Raw genomic sequence first — 18,962 nt, 5'->3', positions numbered from 1 at the left:
CGGATCGATCTTTTTACCGTCGGGTTTTCACCAGGCCGTCGGGGGGCACCGGCTTACAGCATGTGACCTTGCTTCTGTGCAAGCCCTCAGTCCTGACGAATGCTCCCACCGGCCGTACGGAACCGGTCAGTGATCGTGTCCGTCAGTTCAGCCGCGGATGCCAGGAGATCCGCCACCTCCGCCTGGCCGTTGTCCCGGGCGTCCCGGGCCCATTTGCGGTAGTCCTCGGCGTGATGGTCGTTGTGCTGGATCCAGTGGTCCAGCAGTTTGGCCAGCTTTTCTGAAAAGGACAGGGGCGCGTGACTGTGGGAATGGCCGTGGTGATGGTCGTGCCCGTGGTGGTGATCGTGGTCGTGGTGGTGATCGTGGTCGTGGTCGTGAGACATGTTATTTTCTCCTGCATGATTGACGACGCTTCAAGAGGTCCCATACCTGCAATGAACAGCCGCATCTGAAGTGCGAAGGGCGCGGGATGCCAGGGTTTGCCAGACCATGCGGCATTGCACTGGTGATGGGGCCCGCTTTCCAGGACAGGCGTTCGGTTTTTCTCAATCTACGCCCCCCCCGAATCGAAGTCAACCACCTGAGACCTGCCTTTTTGCCAATCAGCGCTTGCACAACCGGGCCATGGCCGCTAAAACCAGGGCAGCGGGCAAGGCATCGCCCCGGGACCATGGATAAACGAAACGATGGGCATGAAGATATCTTTTCGACTTCGAACCGCGATACTGATCACCGGCCTGGTCGGCCTGCTGTCGGGCGCCACGGCCGGCGCCTTTCTCGCGCTCACCCGGGACCTGCCCCAGATCAGGGAACTGGAGAACTTCGAACCGTCCGCCGTCACCCGCGTTTATTCGGCCGATCAGGTGCTGCTGGCCGAACTGTTCCTGGAAAAACGAAGGCCGGTTCCCATCGAACAGATTCCGGCGCAGCTGAAATCCGCCCTGATCGCTACCGAGGATCGCCAGTTTTTCTCCCACAGCGGCATCGATCTGAAAGGCATCCTCCGGGCCGTGGTCAAGGACATCATGGCCGGCCAGTTTGTCGAGGGGGCCAGCACCATCACCCAGCAGCTGGCCAAGACCCTGTTCCTGTCCCGGGAGAAAACACTCACCCGCAAGATCAAGGAGGCCATCCTGGCCATCCAGCTGGAACGCCGGTACACGAAAGATGAATTGCTGGCCCTCTACCTGAACCAGATCTATTTCGGCAGCGGTGCTTACGGCGTGGAATCGGCGGCCCGGCTGTTTTTCGGCAAACCCGCGTCCCGGATGGACCTCGCCCAATGCGCCCTTATCGCGGGCCTGCCCAAGGCGCCGTCCAGGTACAGCCCCCTGGTCAACCCGCATCTGGCGGAAAAACGGCGCAACCTGGTACTGGGCATCATGCGCGACCAGGACCTGATTACCGACGACCAGCACCGTATGGCCATCGGCGAACCGGTGCTGGCGGCCTCAGGCGCGACCGCAACCGGCTCAGCCCCCTACTTTGTCCAGTATATCACGCCGGCACTGGAGGCGGCCATCGGGCCCAGCCTGCTGTACAAGGGAGGGCTGACGGTGCACACCACCCTCTCCCATCGCCTCCAGCAGGCTGCCGAAAAGGCGATGGCCGAGGGTCTTTCACATCTGCAGAAACGGATGCCTTCAGGAAAAGGACCAGGCAGCGGCCCCCAGGGCGCGCTGGTGGCCATCGACATCCGGACGGGTGGGATTCTGGCCATGGTGGGTGGCAGGGATTTTTCCAAAAGCGCTTTCAACAGGGCCGTCGATGCCCGGCGCCAGCCGGGGTCCGCGTTCAAGCCCATCATCTATGCATTGGCCATCACCCGCGGGTTCACCCAGGCCAGCCTGGTACTGGACGCACCGGTGGTTTTCAAGGGGGGCGCCCAAAAGAAAGACTGGCAGCCGGAGAATTTTTCCAGGCGCTACCAGGGGGAAATGACCCTCCGTCGGGCCCTGACCCATTCCAAAAACATACCGGCCGTCAGGCTGGCGGAGCGGTTGGGCCCCTCATCCGTGGTGCAGTTCGCCCATCGCCTGGGTATCGACTCGTCCCTCTTCCCCAACCTGTCCATCGCCCTGGGAGCAACCAACACCACCCTGCTGGAACTCACGGCCGCCTTCGCCGTTTTTCCCAACGGCGGCAACCATATCCAGCCGTTCGGTGTCACCGAGATTCTGGACAGAAACGATGAACTTCGCTGGCGGGCCAGACCGGCGATTCGCGCGGTGATGACCGACGCACAGGCCGCCATCATGGTGGATATGCTCCAGGGCGTGGTCCGGGAGGGAACGGGGAAGCGGGCACGCCGGCTAAACATGCCCGTTGCAGGAAAAACCGGCACCACCAACGATTACCGGGATGCCCTCTTCGCAGGATTCTCACCGGCGGTGGCTGCCGGCGTCTGGGTGGGCATGGATGACGATACCTCCCTGGGGAACCTGGAGACCGGCGCCCGCGCCGCCCTGCCCATCTGGATGGATTTCATGGCGGCTACGCGGTCCGATTCAACGGCGCACTACTTTGCCATCCCGGACAATATGAAAAAAATCCTCATGGATCCGATGTCAGGCCGTGTGGCCGCCGACGGTGACGAGGGGGCGGTGAAGGCGCTGTTTGTCAGCGGGACGGAGCCAAAAGGAAATTAACGGAAACGGCCCGGATCCGCCATGTAAATGATTGACCGGGGCCCGGCGCAATAGAGCATGCTCACGGGACCACCCGGCGATCCCTACGCCCGAATCCAACTGGCCGCATCAACCGTCCGCACGCGTGGGAAAGACTATTTTTCTTTTTTCCGGATCGCTCTGGCGACGGAAAAAAATGGCCGTGTGGCCGATCAATCCCGCCATCTCGCACGATACCTTTTTTTCTATCTGCGCGATCAGGGCCAATTTCTTATCTTTTTCCTTGAATTCGACGAACTTGACCTTTACCAGTTCATGGTGATCCAATGCGTCGTCCATGGCATCGGCCAATGGCTGCGTAAAACCTTTCTGCCCGACGAACACAACCGGTCTGAGGCCGTGGGCGCGGCCGCGGAGAAATCGTTTCTGATATCCTTTTAAACGGTCCATTCTGATCCTCCTGCTACCGGCGCATCACGCGTTTATGGATCGTCCTCACTTTGGAAGAAATCGCGCCAATCTGCTCTTTCACTTCGGCTACATTGCCGTCCGTTCCGATGAGAATACTCTCCATGGCGTCCACATCGGAAACGAGTTTGGCCTCTGTTTGCCTGAGTGCCTGGAGTTGCGTGTTCACACCAAATAAAAAAACGGTCACCCCGATCATCCAGATGCCCATCACGTAAAGCTTCCACTCTTTTTTCAGGTGGCCTATAAATTTCTCCATGGCGGTTCCTCGTTCAATTGGAAATAACTGACCCCGGGCGCGTTTTTTTCCGCGCATTCGTTTCTTCACGGTATCGGTTATATCCCGCGATTTCAAGCATTTTATGTCCAAATTGTTTTTGTTCGGAGACTGTGCTAAAAACGACGGCGACCGATGATCATCGAGCCATGATCCCGTCGGTCACCTGCCTGCTTCAAGCAAACAAACAACCTGAACCCGGAGACATGGATGGCAGATATCAAGGAAAAATCCGCCAGGATTGAAGGCATTGACGGCACAATGCTTTTTTACCGGAATTTCCCTGCGCAGAAAGAACGATTCCGGGTCGTGGTATCCCACGGACTGGGGGAACATTCGGGGCGCTACACCCATGTGGTCGACGCCCTTTGCCCGATGGGCGCATCCCTGTGGATCCACGACCATCGCGGTCACGGCCGCAGCCAGGGAAAAAGGGGACATGTCAACGCGTTCAACGATTACGTCGGTGATCTCAAGGTGATGGTCGAACTCGCCGGGAGGCAGCGACCGGAGACGGTGCCCCTCCTCTTACTGGGGCACAGCATGGGGGGCCTTATCGCCCTGTCTTTTGCGCGTCAGCATCCCCGGCACCTCGACGGGTTGATCCTCTCTTCTCCTTTACTTGGGGTGCCGCAGCCCCCGCCGGCGGCGCTGGCTGCCATTGCCCGCTTCATGTCCATGCTCTGGCCGACCCTGAGCCTGAACAACAAACTGGATCCGTCGCGGATCAGCCATGACAGGGCCGTCGTGAAGGCTTATGTCAGCGACGAATGGGTTCACAGCCGCATCAGTGCTCGCTGGTTCACCCGGTGCATGTCCGAAATTCGGCTAACCGGCGGTTCACCGGAAGCGATCCGGCAGCCCACCCTCATGCAGGTCGGCGGAGACGACCACCTGGTCAGCGCTCCGGCCGCCCTGGCGTTCTTCGAGGGGCTGACGGTCGCCGACAAAACCCTTTGCCACTATGAGCGCCTGTTCCATGAAATTTACAATGAAACGCCTGCGGACCGCAAAAAGGTGCTTGAGGATTTGAAACAGTGGGTGGCCGACCGCTACCTGTGAAAAGTAATCGGGAGTGGAGGGATTGGGTCCAATCGTGAACGGCGATTCGGGAACAGGGAACGGAAAACGACAACCCCTTAACCAGAAGTTCCGGGCCCGTTCCCGAAATAGTGACTGCGTCCCCTCGCCCCTTTGGGGATAGCGACAGGGTGAGGGGGAATTCGAACTTGAAATGTGGGCCCAACACCGATATTGGCCGAAATGGGGCGTTTTGAAATTGGCTCTCTATGTGTAGATCAGATTGAGGTTGATCGGCGCATACTTACGGACCCCGGGTTTGGGCAGTACGTGCTCATCTCCGACGGTAAGCCAGTTCACGTCGGGATTGATCTCCCGGAGCTTACCGTCGTCAGGCGGCCGGGCATGATCGGTGTAGGCGTATGTGGCCTGGAAGATGCAGACGCTGTTCTTGCCCTTTTTGGCGACGACGTAGTTCTTCTTGAAGGTACGCAGCGGCATCTGCTGAGAATCGGCAATCCGCCGGACCTCGTCGTTGGAAAAACGAACCAGTGCCGCTTTGGACACCCCCCTTTCGGAAATGCGGTACAGGGCACGGGATTCGCTGCTGCCGGCATAAACGGTGGAGATGCAGGGAATCCGCTTCAGGTACTGGGCCGCCACCATGGCGGCCGTACGCCGCCCCCCCACCATTACCGGCATGCCGTAATATTCGAAGAGCTTGCGCTGGGCCAGTTCGGCGTATTTATCTCCCTTCTCGTAAAGGTCTTTGGAAATATACCGCAGGCTTTGGGCCAGATCTTCGGCCGCATCGGCGATAGGCCAGTCGATTCTCACATGATAGTGGGTCAGACTGTAGCGGTTGGCGGAACGGGTGGTGGGGTCACGCTGAATCAGCAGCGCGTAATCCACCGGCAGCAGTAAATTCATGAAATCATAAAACTGAACGGAATCCAGATATTTGTGCGTCCGGTCAAACTTCTCGGGCAGGGGAAGCGCCTTGGATTCCAACAGGTTGGTCTTGGTGGGTTTGTTCACATCGAAAAAACGAATATACTTCTTGTGGGCCGCCGGAATGACGTCCTCGACAAAAAGCACCAGAAATGTTTTCTGGGGCTCGTACTCGATGCCGGGAATCCTCGCGCGGGGTTTGAGTTCCCTTTTCTCGATGAAGGGATAGGGCAGTTTCCGGTCGAGAAACTGCTGGTAAGACTGAATCAGGGCATAGTCGAGCATGAACTGGTCCAGTTCGTCCCTGAGCAACTCGTAATAAGAACGCCGCAGCCGGTTGAACTGGCTGAGTTCTTCTCTTACACTCCAGAATGCCACCGCGATTCCCCTTGGGCGGGTTGTGGGTTCAGTACTGCGGGAGATGGTACGGATGGTACTGTCATTCCTTAGTTAACACGATTGCCTGCGCGGGTCAACGGCTGCCGTCCGTTTTTCCATTGAGTCTTTCCATCCATCGATAGATCGTTTCCCGGTAACGGATACTCAGGAAGGCCGCCAGCACAGTCACCCCAAAAACCACGGCAAATACCACGTAGTTTTTCTGGAAAACAAATTCTCCCTGGATGCTCAGCATCAGGGTCCCGGGCATTCTGCCGATGGAAGCAATCAGTAAAAATGCCTTGAGGGGAATTGCGGTGATCCCCAGAAACAGGCATAAATAGTCTTTGGGGAATCCGGGGAACACAAAAAGGATGAGTAAAACGATGATGCCCTGCCGCTTCAGCAGATGATCGAACCGGTCCAGTTTTTCTGCCGGGATCCATCGCCGGACAAAATGGCTGCCCAGGTAACGGCCGATGGCGAAGTTGATCCAGGATCCGGCGGCTAACGCCAGGCTGGAGTAAATAAACCCCTTGACGGTGCCGAAAAGATAACCGCCGATGAATCCGGTGGCCTCACCCGGAACCGGGGCAAGGACCACCTGAAGCACCTGAAGCGCCATGAAGGCGACCGGCGCCCCATTTCCAAAAGCGGCGATAAAATGCTCTACCTGATCACGATTGGAGATCCATCGGTAGGCAGTCATCAGGCCGGCGGCCAGTTCATGGCGGAAAAGGAGAATCAACAGCAGCAAGCCGAGCAACGAACCGCCGATCCAGAGCCATTGATTTGTTTTTCCTGTTTTCACATCACCTCGCCCGGAGATAAAATGGGAAAAGAGAGATCACCGGTATCAGCAGTCCGTCAACGCCGCAACACCGGGGAGGACCCTGCCTTCCAGAAACTCCAGGGAGGCGCCGCCGCCGGTTGAGATATGGGTCATCCGCCCGGCCAGGCCGGCCTTCTCCACGGCCGCAGCCGAATCACCCCCACCGATCACCGTCGTGGCGCCCTTATCCGTTGCCAATGCCATGGCCCGGGCCAGCGCATAGGTACCGCCGGCTGTGGCATCGATTTCAAACACGCCCATGGGGCCATTCCACACGATGGTTCGGGCGTCCTCCAGGATGCCTTCGAACAGTGCAACGGAGGCGGGCCCGATATCCAGGACGAAGCCGTCCGCGGGAATGGCGTCCATATCGGCGGGGACCAGATCGCCAATGGTTCGGGCGCCGAAATCAAAGCGGTCGGTGCACAGGCAATCCACCGGGAGAATCAGCTTTTCTCCCCCCTTGTCCAGCAGCGACCGGGCAAGGTCGATCTTGTCCGGTTCCACCAGGGATTTCCCGATCTCCAGCCCCTTTGCCGCGATAAAGGTGCACGCCATGCCACCGCCGATGATCAGCCGGTCCACGGCTGGCAGCAGGCTCTCGATGACATCGATCTTCCCCGAAATCTTGGCACCGCCGAGAACGGCCACGAAAGGCCGTCGGGGCGTCTTGAGGGCATCTCCCAGGTAGGCGATTTCCTTTTCGATGAGAAACCCCATGGCACAGCGGTCCATAAAACGGGTCACGCCCTCGGTGGAAGCGTGTGCCCGATGGGCCGTGCCGAAGGCATCGTTGACATACACGTCGGCCAGTTCGGCCAGCGCCCGGGCGAAGGCCTCGTCGTTATCCGTTTCAGCCCTGTGAAAACGCAGGTTTTCCAGCAGCAGCACCTGCCCCGGCCCGAGCGCCGAAACAGCCGCTTTCGCCGGCGCCCCCACGCAGTCCCCGGCAAAGGCCACCGGCTGCCCCAACAATGCTTCCAGCGCAGCGGAACAGGGTTTTAAAGACAATTCAGGAACCCGTTTTCCCCCGGGCCGGCCGAGGTGGGACATGAGCACCAGCCGGCCGCCCTGTTCGAGGATGAAACGGATGGTGGGCAGGGCCGCCCGCAGGCGCTTGTCGTTGGCAACCTGCCCTTTTTCCAGGGGAACATTAAAATCCACGCGCATGAGCACGCGGCGGTCCTTGACGTCTAGGTCTGAAACGGTCAGTTTTGCCATGGGTATCTCCTAAAGTGAAGTCCCTTCAAAGGGATCAACATGAGTCGTAATTCCTTCAGACTGCAAGCACCCAATCGTTGAAAAAATATACAAGCAACCCATCTCAAAAAAATTCCAAACTGCAATGCCCCACTCTTAAAAAAGGGCTGAAACCAGGCGTTGACTGGAATTTTGAATTTGACGATGGTGATTTATGGGTCGTTTTTTTTGGCTATTGTGATTTATTTTTTTGTTTTTGCGTATTCAAGGCCTTTTTCCTCGACCAGCGTTCAAAAAAGCCGACCATTCCCGAAGCGTAAGCCCGGTCCACCATTTCTTCCCGAACACGGATGCCGCCCTTTTCCGCCATGGCTTTTCTCAGGCACGTGGTCTTGTAACAGCAGGGCATGCAGGATTCCGGGGTTTGCCGCAGCCCCTCTTCCCCCTTGGGGAAGACGGTTTCAAGGTCTCCGAAACAGGGTGGAAACTTTTTCTGGTTAACGGTCATCAGGGTATTCTCACGTTGCCGCCCCGCCCTCCGGGCAAACGGATTGCCGGGCGGATTAAAGGGATTTTTCTTCAGCGCTTATCCTGGCCATGTGCCCATGGTCGGCAAAACTGAAGTAGCCTTCCGTACCGATGATCAGGTGCTCATGAACCGTAATGCCCATCAGGGCGCAGGCGTGAACCAGTTTGCGGGTAATGGCCATGTCATCCGGGGACGGGGCCGGATCACCGGAGGGGTGGTTGTGGGCAAAAATAACGGCCGCCGCCGTATGGGCCAATGCGGCCTGGACCACCTCCCGGGGATAGACGGCACTGGCCGTCAGCGTACCGGTAAAAAGCACTTCATCGGCGATCACCCGGTTCTTTGCATCCAGGTAGATGGCCACGAAGCACTCTCTTTTTCTATCACGAATCGTGTGATTGAGGTAGTCGAAAAGCTCCCGCGAGTTGGTGAGGGGGGTTTTCCCCTCCAGCCGCTGCCGGAGGTACCGCCTGGAGACCGCCGTAATCAGCTTGAGCCCGAACAGGTTTATGGGACCGATGCCCGGCAGCTGGCACAGGTCTGCCGGCGTCGCCTCGAGAACACCCTGCAGGGTTTTGAAACGGCTCAAAGCGGCTTTGGCCGGCGCCTTGCAATCTTTTCGGGGCGTGCCCAGAGTGAGCAGCAGTTCAATGACCTCGTAGTCATGGAACCCGTCCAGGCCGGATTTGAGGAACCGGTCCCGCAGTCGCCCGCGGTGCCCCGCGCCCTTGTGCGGCGGTCTTTTATGATTCTCCGTCACCGGTTTGCTCCCGTTGACACGTCATTCGACGGATTCGTAAAAAGCTCGAGATCAAGGCTTGCGAATCCCGAGGAGTGAGGCGTACGTTCGGTACGCCGCAGTGACGAGGGATGAAGCGTAACGCAGATATCGTGCTTTTTACGGAACCGTCAGGTTTCGTCCAACTCCTGTTTCAGGTCTCTGGTCATCAGCTGGAAGAGGGCCGTCCTGGGGTCAAGATCGTCGTAGAGGACATGATAAACGGCGTGGGATATGGGCATTTCAACGCCCAGCTTGCTTGACAGGTTGAATACCGACCGGGCGGTTTTTACCCCTTCGGCCACCATGTGCATTTCTGCCAGCAGGTCCTTGAGTTTTTTGCCTTCGCCGATCTGCTTGCCGATGGTGTGGTTCCGGCTCAGCTCCCCGGTGCAGGTGAGAATCAAGTCCCCGACGCCGGCCAGGCCGGTGAATGTTCTCGGCTGGGCCGCCATGGCCAGACCCAGCCGGCGGATTTCAACCAATCCGCGGGTAATCAGGGCGGCGCGGGTATTGAGCCCCAGCCCCAGGCCGTCGATGACGCCGGCAGCGATGGCGATGACATTTTTAACGGCCGCACCCAGTTCGGCGCCGATCACGTCATCGATGGTGTATACCCGAAAATAGTCGGTGGCGAAGGTCTGCTGGACCAATGCCGCCGTGCTGGCCTCATGGGAGGCCACGGTCACCACCGTGGCCACCTGCCGGGCCACCTCCCGGGCGAAACTCGGGCCGGTCAGCACGGCCAGCCGATCCGCCGACAGGCCGGGAATCACCTGCGCCAGCACACCCGACATGGTAAGGTGCGTCCGGTTTTCAATCCCTTTGGATGCACTGACCACCACCGTGTCCGGACCGATGGCGTGGCCGCAGGTCTCCATGGTCTGGCGGGTGACATGGGAAGGCGTCACCACCAGTACCAGGTCCTTGCCGGCCACGACCGATTCTAGATCCGCGGAGGGATGCAGGTTGGGGGACAGGGTGACGCCGGGCAGGAACCGCCGGTTCTCCCGGTCCGCCGCCATCTGCGCTTTCACCTCGGGCTCATAGACCCAATGGTCTACGGCAAAGCCTTTGACCGCCAACAGGTTGGCCAGGGCGGTCCCCCAGCTGCCGGCGCCGACGACGCCGATGGGCATGGTATTGGGATCGACAGGTGTCTTCATCGCATCTATTCCTCCGGTAGTTCCGGGGGCAAGTCCCGGCCATCCGCCGGCTCACCGTCCTCATCCTCTGTTTCAGCCAATCCGGCGGCACTGACCACCCGCTCTCCCGAATCCATGACGATCAGCCGCACCCCCTGGGTGTTCCGGCTGATGACCGAGGTCCCGGAAACGGGCATGCGAATCAGTTTGCCGTTATTGGTCACCAGCATCAGATCGTCTTCGTCCTGCACCAGGATGATGTTGACCACCTGTCCGTTGCGTTCGCTGGCCTTGATGGAAATCACGCCTTTTCCGCCGCGTCTGTGGACCGGGTATTCATCGATGGAGGTCCGTTTTCCGTAACCGTTTTCGGTCACCGTAAAAAGGGTCTGTCCGTGCTGAAGCACCTCCATGCCCACAAGGCGGTCACCCGGGGCCAGGCTCATCCCCCGCACGCCCCGCGCCGTCCTGCCGGTGGGGCGTACATCCGATTCATGAAACCGGATGGATTTACCCAGGGCGGATCCCAGAAAGACATTCTGGGTGCCGTCGGACAGCTTCACGGCAATCAATTCATCGCCATCGGCCAGGCCCAGGGCGATAATTCCACCGGTACGGGGACGGCTGAAGGCCATGAGATCGGTTTTTTTCACCGTCCCGTTGCGCGTGGCCATCAACACGTGCAGCCCCGGTTCGAATTCGGGAACGGCCAGCACGGCGGTCATGTGTTCGCCATCGGCAAAATCGAGCAGGTTGACGATGGCCTTGCCCCGGCTCTGCCGGCCGGCCTGGGGAATGCCGTAGACCTTGCACCAGTAGACTTTGCCCAGATTGGTGAAAAAGAGAAAATAGTGATGGGTCGATGCCACAAACAGGTGGGAGACGTAATCTTCATCCTTGGTGCCCATGGCGGTCTTGCCTTTTCCACCCCGCCGCTGACTTTGATACAAGGTGATCGGATTGCGTTTGATGTAGCCGGTGTTGGTGATGGTCACGACCATGTCCTCTTCGGCAATCATGTCCTCGATGGTCAGTTCCCGGGTGTCTGTCAGGATCTCCGTACGGCGTTCATCACCGAATTCCCCCTTGAGGATGTCCAGCTCGTTTTTGATGATGCCCAGCACCATCCGCTCGCTTCCCAGAATCTCCTTGAACCGGGCGATGTCCTTGAGCACGGCATTGTATTCGTCGTTGATCTTTTCCCGCTCCAGGCCGGTGAGCCGCTGCAGCCGCATGTCCAGGATGGCCTGGGCCTGTATGACGCTGAGGCCGAAATCTTCCATGAGCCGTTCTTTGGCTTCCACGGGGGTCTTGGAGGATCGGATCAGCTTGACCACGGCGTCCAGGTTGTCCAGGGCCACCTTCAGCCCTTCCAGAATGTGGGCCCGGGCTTCGGCCTTGTTCAGGTCGAAGCGGGTGCGGCGGATAACGATCTCCTTGCGGTGGAGCACGAAATGCTCCAGGATCTGTTTCAGGTTGAGAACCTGGGGCCGGTTGTTGACCACCGCCAGCAGAATGATCCCGAAACTGCTCGCCATCTGGGTATGCTTGTACAGCTGGTTGGTGATGATGCCGGCCATGAAATCTTTTTTCACGCCCATGGCAATGCGCATGCCGCGCCGGTCGGACTCGTCGCGGACATAGCGCAGCCCCTCGATGGTCTTGTGCTTCATCAACTCGGCAATCTTTTCGATCAGACGCGCCTTGTTCACCATGTATGGGATCTCTGTGACCACAATGGTTTCCTGGCCGGTTTTCTTGTCCTCCTCGACCGTTACCCGCGCCCGCGTGCGGACAATGCCCCGCCCCGTTTCGTAGGCGTCCCGGATGCCCTGAATGCCGTGGATGATGCCGGCGGTGGGAAAATCCGGCCCGGGGATGTGGGCCATCAGTTCCCCGGGGGTAATTGCCGGATCGTCGATCAGCGCCTTGATTCCCTCGATCACCTCGGACAGGTTGTGCGGTGGGATATTGGTCGCCATGCCCACGGCAATCCCCGAAGATCCGTTGACCAGCAGGGCGGGGAATTTGGCCGGCAACACCGACGGCTCGGTGAGGGATTCATCGTAGTTGGGGATCGCGTTGACGGTCTCTTTGTCCAGGTCCTCGAGCATCTCGTGGGCCAGCCGCATCATGCGGATTTCCGTATATCGCATGGCGGCCGCCGGATCGCCGTCGATGGAACCGAAGTTGCCCTGCCCGTCCACCAGCGGGTAGCGCATGGAAAAATCCTGGGCCAGGCGCACGATGGTATCGTAGACCGCGCTGTCGCCGTGGGGATGGTATTTACCGATAACGTCTCCCACGATACGGGCCGATTTTTTGTAAGGTTTGTTGTAGTCGTTTTTCAGTTCCCGCATGGCGTAAAGCACCCGGCGGTGAACGGGCTTGAGCCCGTCGCGGACGTCGGGAAGCGCCCTGCCGATGATCACGCTCATGGCGTAATCGAGGTAGGACTTCTTCATTTCTGTCTCGATGCTGATTTCGGGGCTGTTCAGGGCCTCGGTCGTGTTGTCACTCATATTCGCGAGCCATCCTTCTTGTGGCCATCCCGGCATCTGGCGAACCAGCGGTTCACCGCCACGGCCGGTCCGGTTAGGGTTGAGAGTGTTCGATCATCTTCTGATAACTGGTATGATAGATGTTGGTCAACGTGAGAAAGGCGGTGGCAATCAACGGGCCATAGATGATCCCCAGGATCCCGAATATTTTCAGACCGCCGATAATGGACAAAAACACAACCAGGGTATGCATCTGGACCCGCTTTCCCACCACCCTGGGCTTTAACAGGTATTCGACGCCGCCGGACAATATCAGGTAAAACACCAAAAAGAAAAGGCTGGCACCGACGCGCCCCTTCAGGAAGAGAAAAATCACCGTGGGAACAAACACCGCCCCGATCCCGATGATCGGTAAAAACGCCAGCAGGGACATGATCACGCCCCATAGAAAAGCCGACTGAAGGCCAAACAGCCAGAAAAGCAGACCGCCGGCAGCACCCTGAATCAGTCCGCACAGGCCGTTTCCCACAAGGATGGCGCCGGCCATGTCCCTGAATTTTCCGATCAGCTGGACGTCCTGTTCTTCAGGAAGGGGCGACAGATCGATCAAAAATCGCACCAGCTTCGGCCCGTCGATAAGCAGGAAAAAAATAACCAGCAGCATGAGAAAAAAACTGGCCAGGAAGGACAGGGTATTGGAGGCGATGGCCCGGGCCTGGTCGTATAGAAAAAGGCCCACCGCCCTGCCGATATCAGAAATGGTCTTGTTCAATTCCTCCCCGGTGATAACGATATCGAAACTGGCCAGCAACGGGTTGATCCGGTCCAGCATGGCGCTGTTGGTAAAATGGGTATTGATGAAGCTGGAAAGCGCCGGGCTCTTGGCCAGTTGAATCAGCTCGAAAGCCTCCTGGGCCAGGACGCCCACGAAGAAAACAATGGGAATGAACAGGATAAAGAAAATCAGCAGGCAGGTTAACAGTGATGCGAAACGGGGACTGATTTTTTCATGGGCGGCAAGCAGGCTGCTGACCGGATGAAAAACACCGGCAACGACGGCGCCCAGAACAATGATTGAAAAAAAGGGAGACAGCAGCCACGCCATCAGGGAAATGGATATGAGGAAACAGGCCAGAAAAAACCACAGAATCATATTTTGAGAGGTCAGGTCCTCCATGGTTCCTCCAGAAACCGGCAGCCCGCATCGGTCAGGGCGGCAGGCAGGTTCTGCCGATGCCTGTCCGCCGCACGCTTCGGACGCAGAAAATGACGTATCCGGCCTTCTTCAGGGGCGGTGCCGTCACGCCGCCGCGGGATACGCGTCCACATCCTGCCTGGCGGTCGGGGTCGTGGTTTGCCGCGACCCTAACGTAATCTGCGCAAACGCCTGTATAACGAGAAAAGAGGCATTTGCGCAGAATATAGGTTGAATGCGTCAGGCGCTGATGGTCAAGGTCAGCCGGAATCGACGGAGATTCGGCCGGGCGGCTTACTTGCTGATGATGGCACCGGCAACGAGATAAAGCAACAATTCATAGACAGCGACCGGGATATAGCTGCCGGCCACCCCATAGATGATCCCGCCGCCGATAATGGCGGGAACGCCACAAAACACGAGAATCCCCAACTTTCTGCTGATATCCATAGTTATCTCCTGTCACCGTTGCAGCCGTCTTTGGCGAGGGGTTTATCTGCGATCCCCGAAAACGGACGATATTTACCAATAACAGCCGAAAAAGTAAAGGAAAAAATCATCTCTCGATCACCATCGCCATGCCCATGCCGCCGCCGATGCACATGGTGATCAGCCCGGTGGAATAGCCTTTGCGCTGCATCTGATTCATACCACTGACCATCTGCCGCGCACCGGTGCAGCCGATGGGATGCCCCAGGGAAATGCCGCTGCCCAGTTCGTTGGGGCGATCCGTCTCGATGCCCAACTCCCGCATGCAGCCGATGGCCTGGGAGGCAAAGGCCTCGTTGAGTTCGATCATGCCGATGTCATCCAGCGTCATTCCCGTTGCCGCCAGCACTTTTTTCACGGCCGGAACCGGCCCCAGTCCCATGTAGGCCGGATCCAGACCGCCGGAACGAAAGGCCTTGATCTTGACGATGGGCGTCAGTCCGAGGTCCCTGGCCCGGTCCGCGCTCATCAGCAGCACCGCCGCGGCGCCGTCATTGATGCCCGAGGCGTTGCCGGCGGTAACGGTGCCGTCACGCTTGAATGCCGGCCGCAACCGGGCCATTTTTTCCATGCTGGTGTCCATGGGGCGCTCGTCGGTATCGACGATCGTGTCCCCTTTGCGGGATTTGACCGTCACCGGGACGATCTCCTCGGCAAAGAGGCCTCCGGTGATGGCGGCACGGGCACGGGTATGGCTGAGCACCCCCAGTTCGTCCTGTTCCTGGCGGCTGATATCGTAGAGACTGGCGATATTTTCCGCGGTCATGCCCATGTGGTAGCCGTAAAAAATCTCATACAGGCCGTCGAACACCATCAGGTCATAGATATCCCCGGTGCCGGTCAGCTCCATGCGGTGCCCCCAGCGGGCCTTGGGCAGGGCCATGGGGGCCAGGCTCATGTTCTCCATGCCCCCGGCCAGAACGACATCCGATTCACCGGTCATGATGGCCGATGCCCCCAGTGCAATGGCCTTGAGACCGCTGCCGCACACCTTGTTGATCGAAAAAGCCGGCGTCTCCTTGGGCAGGCCGGCGCGAACCATGGCCTGGCGGGCGGGATTTTGCCCCTGGCCCGCCTGCAGTACGTTGCCCATAATGACTTCGTCAATGCACACCGCCGGCAGATCATCCCCCCAGTCCATGGCCTTTTCTTCCAGCTCGATGAGGCCCTGGTCTTTGAGGGCATCCGGCCCGGCCGCCTTCATCGCGTCGCTGGACTGCGGCCTGACGCCGGCTCTTTTGAGCGTATCCTTCATGACGGTGGCCCCCAGATCCACCACCGGGATGGTTTTCAATGATCCGCCGAATGATCCCACCGCGGTTCGGGCACCGCTGACAATAACGACTTCTCTCATGGTGTTCTCCTCCTGTAGTTGCTTCTTGGCAGTTCAACTGGTATGAATCAAAAAGGTTGCCGACCGTTAACTTCCAGGCAAAAACGTCAGACGTAACGGTTTTGGTCAATACCACAGAATCCGCGAAAGTGTCCAATACGAAATGAAACGCCGCCTATACGCCCCGGCAGTGCTTTTCGTCGGCCTGCTGAGTGCCCAGATCGTGGCCACCGCCCACGTCTACCTGTCCAACCTGGACCTCCTGCAGGCCACGGAAACGGTGATGCGCGCGGGCTACCTCGCCGTCCCCAACAAGCTCATCACGGAAGACCTCAACCGCCTGGCGCCGGCCATGGCCGGCGGGGTCTTCTTCACCCTGAGCATCGGCGCCGGCCTCTCGCTGGCCACCCTGATCGGTGCCTGGCTGTGGGACCGGGTTTTCCGCAGGCGCTGGACGGCGACCGGCTGCTGCCTGGTCCTGTGGACCACCGGCCTTTTCCTGGTCAACCACAACGGCTGGAATATGGTGGCCTCCGCCTACCTTCTGGTGGTGCCGCCGGTCACCGGGATTGCCGCCATCCAGCTGATGCCGGCCCGCACGACCCTGCTGTCGCCCACAGGTGTCTTCTGGCCCGTATCCGCGGCCATCATCCTGGCCCTGTTGTGGGGCCTGGTGCTGGACCGCCACATGTTCACCAACATCCGCGACCACCTGCTGCTGGCCAGCCGTGCCGGACGGTCCATCACCAACGCCTACTACGCCTACACCCTGTTCCCCGCCGAGGCATTCAAGTCCCTGGAACAGAAACAGATCCGCACCTGCGTGCTCGGCGACACCCTCGACCGGTCCCACTGGAGCCGTATTGAGCGGACCGTCCGCGCCCATGACTACCTGCCCATACCGGCAGGCACCCCGGCCGACCTGACCATCGGCCATGACCCCCGGAAAAAACAATTTTCCCTGGGATTCAACCAGCGGATCATCCTTCACGTACCGGAACAGGAAATGTTCGGCAATCCAGCCGAGGTGCTGGCAGCCTATTCCCGGGAACAGGACCGCAATCGCATGTTCAGGACGCTGACCCTGGGCTGCCTGCTGCTGGGATTCCCCCTCGTGCTTTTTACCATCCTGTTCTGCACGCTGGGCTCCCTGCCCGGTTTATTTTTTACCGCGGGGATATCCGACATCATCGCCGCCGCCCTTTGTATCCTGGCCGGCGTCATCCTGCTGATGCCGGTCTACCAGGGGCACGCCGCGGCGGCCCCTGCCCGTCCGGCCGTTGCGCTTTCCGCCCCCGTCGGGGTCGACCGCATCACCGCGCTCCGGCAGGCATGCGAAGACCGCCGGGACATTGCCGTTGAGGCCAAACGATACCGGCTCGATGAAAGCCCCCATGTCACCGAACGTTACTGGCTGGCGCGAAGCCTGGCCTACGCCAGAAATCCGGTTTCCCATGCCATGCTGATGGCCCTTGCCGACGATCCGGTGCCCATCGTTGCCTGCCAGGCCCTGTGGGCCATGGGTGAACGTAAAAACCGTGCCGTGATTCCGCAGATCATCGACCGGATCAACGCCGCTTCCCACTGGTACATACAGATGTATGGCTACCGTGCCTTGAGGACACTGGGATGGGTCCAGCCCCGATCTCAACTGCTTTCCTATTAGCATCCCTGCTGGCCGTGGTGCTGGTCGAACTGGCGGCGGCCGCCCTGGGCGCACGCACACCGTCGGCGCGGCTGTGGCTGATCGCCGCCACCCGGGCCATTCAGATGCTGGCGGTATTGACACTGGCCGGATTCCAGGCCGGCGGCGTGAATGCGCTGGGCCTGGGGAAAAAAGACATGCTGGCCGGACTCAGAAAGGGGCTGGCCTGGTCCGCCGGTTTCGCCGCGGTGGCGGGGCTTTTATTTCTGGTTTTTTTCCTGTCCGGACGCAATCCGCTGCCCCTGATCCGCACACCGCTGCCAGAAGCGATCTATCACCGGGCCCTGTTCTTTTTCGTGGGGGGCCTCCTGGCCCCCGTGGCCGAAGAGCTCGTCTTCAGGGGGCTGATATTCGGCTATCTGCGCCGCTGGGGACTTCCGGCGGCCGTCCTGATTTCCACCGCCCTGTTTGCCGCCATTCACCCGGGCCCGGCCATTCCCGTCACCCAGATCGTGGGGGGGATTGTCTTCGCCGTCGCCTACCACACGGGCAAAAGCCTGATGACACCCATCGTCGTCCACACATTGGGGAACCTGGCAATTTTCACCCTCTCCCTGCCTTTTTTTCATGGATGAACATGGCGATGGAAACCAGCCGGTCCGATATTCGCGGCTTGACAGTTCCCGGCTGTTTTAATAGATTTAGATCTCGCAACAAGGATTTTTCGCATTACGGGGCAGCGACCGGCCCTCGTATCGACTTTAAAATACGGGTTCCAATTCAGGTTGGGAACCTTACCCAAACCAATCAGTGAATTCCAATGAGTGCCGATAAAAAAGAAAAACATAGTGGACTGGCCACCCTTTTTGACGGGGTGGAACTGAAGAGTTTTTTCATCAACTACCTCTGGTTTATCATTGCCGTGGAGATCCTGATCTTCCTGGTGAGTTTTCTGGGGAATCTGGGCCCGGACAAAGGCCCCTTCCCGTGGAAGTTCTATTTTTACGTCTCCTTCATTACGCCGGTGGCCATCACCTTCCTGCTGGGTGTATTTATCCTGGCATTCAACCAGTTCATCTTCGGCAACTCGCCGGTGGCCGGAGAGGACGGGGGTGAAGGCACGGAAACAGACGACAGCCGATCCAAGCTCTTCCAGTTCAACCTGTTTCTCACCCACATGAAAAAGGTGCCTTTTCTGCCGATGCTGTTCGTCATCGTGGCCTGTACGGTATTGTTTTACAAACTGGACGCCATCTTTCTTTTTATTTTCAATGCCGGTGAAAAGATGGTCACCTACAGCCTGATCGCCTGCGGCGTCCTGCTGGTGGCCGGCATGATTTTCGGCATCGCCTGGATCGTCAGCAACTACAAGCTCAGCAAGCGGCACATGGAACACGAGTACCGCTATCGCAATGATGTCATGGAAAAACTGGGTTTTCTGATCATGGAAGACGATACGGTGATCGATAAAAACGGCAAGCTGATCAGCCAGAAGCAAATGCTTCTGCCGGAATCCCAGAAGCCGTCCGAAGAGCGGGAAGCCCTGAAAATCATGCCCCCTTCCAAATGAGACAGCGACAAATCCGTGGGG

Annotated in this window: 18 protein-coding genes; 5 read left to right on the top strand and 13 right to left on the bottom strand. The window is 58.8% G+C overall.

Annotated features, from left to right (window positions below):
* Positions 1–86 precede the first annotated feature (86 nt).
* Positions 87–386, bottom strand: coding sequence for a hypothetical protein (locus DSCA_RS30460; RefSeq protein WP_155320002.1), 300 nt, complete (start codon positions 384–386; stop codon positions 87–89).
* Positions 387–695: 309 nt separating this feature from the next.
* Here DSCA_RS30460 and DSCA_RS30455 point away from each other — a divergent pair, with 309 nt between their 5' ends.
* Complete coding sequence (locus tag DSCA_RS30455) at positions 696–2,651, top strand: penicillin-binding protein 1A (protein WP_167528021.1); 1,956 nt, start codon at positions 696–698, stop codon at positions 2,649–2,651.
* 108 nt (positions 2,652–2,759) lie between these two features.
* Here DSCA_RS30455 and DSCA_RS30450 read toward each other — a convergent pair whose 3' ends face one another.
* Both DSCA_RS30450 and DSCA_RS30445 read right to left on the bottom strand, forming a co-directional pair.
* Positions 2,760–3,080: a YhbY family RNA-binding protein gene (locus DSCA_RS30450; protein ID WP_155320000.1), complete on the bottom strand. Its 321-nt coding sequence runs from the start codon at positions 3,078–3,080 to the stop codon at positions 2,760–2,762.
* Positions 3,081–3,093: 13 nt separating this feature from the next.
* Complete coding sequence (locus DSCA_RS30445; RefSeq protein ID WP_155319999.1) at positions 3,094–3,357, bottom strand: hypothetical protein; 264 nt, start codon at positions 3,355–3,357, stop codon at positions 3,094–3,096.
* A gap of 228 nt (positions 3,358–3,585) precedes the next feature.
* On the opposite strand from DSCA_RS30445, the gene DSCA_RS30440 reads away from it, so the two are divergent.
* Positions 3,586–4,437, top strand: coding sequence for an alpha/beta hydrolase (locus DSCA_RS30440; protein ID WP_155319998.1), 852 nt, complete (start codon positions 3,586–3,588; stop codon positions 4,435–4,437).
* Positions 4,438–4,662: 225 nt separating this feature from the next.
* On the opposite strand, the gene DSCA_RS30435 is transcribed toward DSCA_RS30440, so the two are convergent.
* The 10 genes from DSCA_RS30435 to DSCA_RS30395 form a co-directional block, all read right to left on the bottom strand.
* Positions 4,663–5,724: a hypothetical protein gene (locus tag DSCA_RS30435; protein ID WP_155319997.1), complete on the bottom strand. Its 1,062-nt coding sequence runs from the start codon at positions 5,722–5,724 to the stop codon at positions 4,663–4,665.
* Positions 5,725–5,818: 94 nt separating this feature from the next.
* Positions 5,819–6,535 (bottom strand): TVP38/TMEM64 family protein, encoded by a 717-nt coding sequence (locus DSCA_RS30430; protein ID WP_155319996.1) that lies wholly within the window; start codon positions 6,533–6,535, stop codon positions 5,819–5,821.
* Positions 6,536–6,580: 45 nt separating this feature from the next.
* Positions 6,581–7,777, bottom strand: a complete 1,197-nt coding sequence (locus DSCA_RS30425) for a phosphoglycerate kinase (protein WP_155319995.1) — start codon at positions 7,775–7,777, stop codon at positions 6,581–6,583.
* A 211-nt stretch (positions 7,778–7,988) separates the two neighbouring features.
* Positions 7,989–8,264, bottom strand: a complete 276-nt coding sequence (locus DSCA_RS30420) for a hypothetical protein (protein ID WP_155319994.1) — start codon at positions 8,262–8,264, stop codon at positions 7,989–7,991.
* A 55-nt stretch (positions 8,265–8,319) separates the two neighbouring features.
* Entirely contained in the window at positions 8,320–9,045 is a 726-nt protein-coding gene (radC, locus tag DSCA_RS30415) for a RadC family protein (protein ID WP_155319993.1), read from the bottom strand.
* 149 nt (positions 9,046–9,194) lie between these two features.
* The gene (locus DSCA_RS30410; RefSeq protein ID WP_197904695.1) at positions 9,195–10,229 is read right to left on the bottom strand and encodes an NAD(P)H-dependent glycerol-3-phosphate dehydrogenase; all 1,035 of its coding nucleotides are present in this window, start codon (positions 10,227–10,229) and stop codon (positions 9,195–9,197) included.
* 5 nt (positions 10,230–10,234) lie between these two features.
* On the bottom strand, positions 10,235–12,730 hold the full coding sequence (gene gyrA / locus DSCA_RS30405) for a DNA gyrase subunit A (protein ID WP_155319992.1): 2,496 nt from the start codon (positions 12,728–12,730) through the stop codon (positions 10,235–10,237).
* 73 nt (positions 12,731–12,803) lie between these two features.
* A complete protein-coding gene (locus DSCA_RS30400; RefSeq protein ID WP_155319991.1) occupies positions 12,804–13,886 on the bottom strand; it encodes an AI-2E family transporter in 1,083 nt (360 codons plus the stop codon).
* A gap of 312 nt (positions 13,887–14,198) precedes the next feature.
* Positions 14,199–14,354 carry a hypothetical protein gene (locus DSCA_RS32085; protein ID WP_167528020.1) on the bottom strand — a complete coding sequence of 52 codons (156 nt, stop codon included), beginning with the start codon at positions 14,352–14,354 and terminating at the stop codon, positions 14,199–14,201.
* A 106-nt stretch (positions 14,355–14,460) separates the two neighbouring features.
* Entirely contained in the window at positions 14,461–15,747 is a 1,287-nt protein-coding gene (locus DSCA_RS30395; protein WP_155319990.1) for a thiolase family protein, read from the bottom strand.
* Positions 15,748–15,889: 142 nt separating this feature from the next.
* Here DSCA_RS30395 and DSCA_RS30390 point away from each other — a divergent pair, with 142 nt between their 5' ends.
* From DSCA_RS30390 to DSCA_RS30380, 3 genes are all read left to right on the top strand, one after another.
* Entirely contained in the window at positions 15,890–17,392 is a 1,503-nt protein-coding gene (locus tag DSCA_RS30390) for an MFS transporter (RefSeq protein ID WP_155319989.1), read from the top strand.
* The gene (locus DSCA_RS30385) at positions 17,356–18,006 is read left to right on the top strand and encodes a CPBP family intramembrane glutamic endopeptidase (RefSeq protein ID WP_155319988.1); all 651 of its coding nucleotides are present in this window, start codon (positions 17,356–17,358) and stop codon (positions 18,004–18,006) included. The genes DSCA_RS30390 and DSCA_RS30385 overlap by 37 nt, the downstream gene beginning before the upstream one ends.
* 185 nt (positions 18,007–18,191) lie before the next feature.
* Positions 18,192–18,941 carry a hypothetical protein gene (locus DSCA_RS30380; protein WP_155319987.1) on the top strand — a complete coding sequence of 250 codons (750 nt, stop codon included), beginning with the start codon at positions 18,192–18,194 and terminating at the stop codon, positions 18,939–18,941.
* Positions 18,942–18,962: the final 21 nt, after the last annotated feature.

Source organism: Desulfosarcina alkanivorans (genome assembly GCF_009688945.1).
Taxonomy (GTDB): domain Bacteria; phylum Desulfobacterota; class Desulfobacteria; order Desulfobacterales; family Desulfosarcinaceae; genus Desulfosarcina; species Desulfosarcina alkanivorans.
Note: the sequence above shows the minus strand (reverse complement) of the source record. Positions and strands in the feature narration are given on the sequence as shown.

Bases quoted from the DNA above. Each gene is read 5' to 3' on its own strand.
- DSCA_RS30460 (WP_155320002.1), bottom strand. From the start codon at position 386: ATGTCTCACGACCACGACCACGATCACCACCACGACCACGATCACCAC.
- DSCA_RS30455 (WP_167528021.1), top strand. From the start codon at position 696: ATGAAGATATCTTTTCGACTTCGAACCGCGATACTGATCACCGGCCTG.
- DSCA_RS30450 (WP_155320000.1), bottom strand. From the start codon at position 3,080: ATGGACCGTTTAAAAGGATATCAGAAACGATTTCTCCGCGGCCGCGCC.
- DSCA_RS30445 (WP_155319999.1), bottom strand. From the start codon at position 3,357: ATGGAGAAATTTATAGGCCACCTGAAAAAAGAGTGGAAGCTTTACGTG.
- DSCA_RS30440 (WP_155319998.1), top strand. From the start codon at position 3,586: ATGGCAGATATCAAGGAAAAATCCGCCAGGATTGAAGGCATTGACGGC.
- DSCA_RS30425 (WP_155319995.1), bottom strand. From the start codon at position 7,777: ATGGCAAAACTGACCGTTTCAGACCTAGACGTCAAGGACCGCCGCGTG.
- DSCA_RS30420 (WP_155319994.1), bottom strand. From the start codon at position 8,264: ATGACCGTTAACCAGAAAAAGTTTCCACCCTGTTTCGGAGACCTTGAA.
- DSCA_RS30410 (WP_197904695.1), bottom strand. From the start codon at position 10,229: ATGAAGACACCTGTCGATCCCAATACCATGCCCATCGGCGTCGTCGGC.
- gyrA (WP_155319992.1), bottom strand. From the start codon at position 12,730: ATGAGTGACAACACGACCGAGGCCCTGAACAGCCCCGAAATCAGCATC.
- DSCA_RS30400 (WP_155319991.1), bottom strand. From the start codon at position 13,886: ATGGAGGACCTGACCTCTCAAAATATGATTCTGTGGTTTTTTCTGGCC.
- DSCA_RS32085 (WP_167528020.1), bottom strand. From the start codon at position 14,354: ATGGATATCAGCAGAAAGTTGGGGATTCTCGTGTTTTGTGGCGTTCCC.
- DSCA_RS30395 (WP_155319990.1), bottom strand. From the start codon at position 15,747: ATGAGAGAAGTCGTTATTGTCAGCGGTGCCCGAACCGCGGTGGGATCA.
- DSCA_RS30390 (WP_155319989.1), top strand. From the start codon at position 15,890: ATGAAACGCCGCCTATACGCCCCGGCAGTGCTTTTCGTCGGCCTGCTG.
- DSCA_RS30385 (WP_155319988.1), top strand. From the start codon at position 17,356: ATGGGTCCAGCCCCGATCTCAACTGCTTTCCTATTAGCATCCCTGCTG.
- DSCA_RS30380 (WP_155319987.1), top strand. From the start codon at position 18,192: ATGAGTGCCGATAAAAAAGAAAAACATAGTGGACTGGCCACCCTTTTT.